General features: G+C 72.8%; 2 protein-coding genes. Both read right to left on the reverse strand.

Translation table 11 applies throughout. The annotated features are described in order from the left end of the window. Positions 1-758: electron transfer flavoprotein subunit alpha/FixB family protein (locus tag AE652_RS41150; RefSeq protein ID WP_049661088.1), on the reverse strand; the 758-nt coding region annotated here is incomplete at its 3' end. Further along, positions 707-1525, reverse strand: an 819-nt coding sequence (locus AE652_RS41155) for an electron transfer flavoprotein subunit beta/FixA family protein (protein ID WP_234348731.1), incomplete at its 5' end; no start/stop codon positions are given. The genes AE652_RS41150 and AE652_RS41155, both read right to left, overlap by 52 nt.

Below are 1525 nucleotides of genomic sequence, written 5' to 3' on the forward strand. Positions count from 1 at the left end.
AGCTGCGGGGAGACCTGCTTGCCGGTCTGGCCGACCTGGCTGCTGTGCGGGTACCAGCCGGCGTCCACCGCGGCACGCGAGGCGCCGACGGCCGCGCCCAGCGCGTCCGCGAGCTCCTCGACCACGCCGAAGCCCTCGGCGGCACCGACACCACGGCCACCGGAGACCACGATCGCGGCCTCGGTCAGCTCGGGACGGCCGGAGGACACCCGCGGGGTGCGCGAGACGACCTTGGCGGCGTTGCCGGTGAACGCCACGGCGACGTCCTCCACCGCACCGGCGGCCGGGGCGGCCTCCGGGGCGACGGCGTTCGGCTTGACGGTGATGACCGGTGCGCCGTTGCTCACCCGGGAGTCGACGGTGTACGAGGCGGCGAACACCGACTGGGTGGCGATCGGGCCCTGGTCGCCGGCGCGCAGGTCGACGGCGTCGGTGATGATGCCGGAGCCGATCCGCAGCGCGACGCGCGCGGCCACCTCCTTGCCCTCACCGGAGGACGTCACCAGCACCGCGGCCACGTCGTTCGCCTTGGCGATCTGCGCCAGCGCGTCCACCTTCGGGACGACCAGCTGGTCGGCGAACTCCGCGCCGTCGGCGACGTACACCTTCACCGCGCCGTACTCGCCGGCCTTCGCCGCGATGCCGGCCGCGGCCGCACCGGCGCCCAGGACGACGGCGGACGGCTCACCGATACGGCGGGCCAGGGTCAGCAGCTCCAGGGCCGGCTTGCGCACCGCGCCGTCGGCGTGGTCCACCAGAAGATGAACTTCTGGTCGGCGAGGAAGGTCGCGAGCGACTTGCCGCCCTCGCCCTCGTCCTTGACGACCGTGCCCGCGGTCCGCGCCGGACGCGCCGCCACCGACTCCACCGCCGTCCACGAACCCGCCAGACCGACCTCGTCCGCCTCGATGCCCAGGTCGTCCAGGTCCCACGACTGCACCGGCTTCTTCTTCGCCGCCATGATCCCCTTGAACGACGGGTACCGAGCCTCACCCGACTGGTCGGTCACCGAGACCACCGCCGGCAGCGCCGCCTCCACCAGCTCCGTCGCCGCGTCACCGTCCCGACGGCCCTTCACCACGCCGCCCTCGACCGACACCTCCGACAGCAGCGTCACCTGCGGCACACCCAGCCGCTCCGCCAGCAGCGCCGGCAGCACACCCATCGAACCGTCCGTCGACGCCATGCCACCGATCACCAGGTCGAACCCGGCCTTCTCCAGCGCCTTCGCCAGCACCGCCGACGTCCCGACCACATCCGAACCGTGGATGTCCTCGTCGTTCACGTGCACGGCCTTGTCCGCACCCATCGACAGCGCCTTGCGCAACGCGTCCTTCGCGTCGTCCGGCCCCACCGTCAGCACCGTCACCTCGGCGCCCTCGTTCGCCTCCGCGATCCGCAGCGCCTGCTCCACGCCGTACTCGTCCAGCTCCGACAGGAGGCCGTCCACACCCTCCCGGTCGGTGGTGTGGTCGTCCGCGAAACGACGGTCACCCGTCGCGTCCGGCACGTGCTTCACACAGAC

Origin of the sequence: Kitasatospora sp. MY 5-36, from assembly GCF_001182915.1 — a bacterium.
Classification (GTDB): domain Bacteria; phylum Actinomycetota; class Actinomycetes; order Streptomycetales; family Streptomycetaceae; genus Kitasatospora.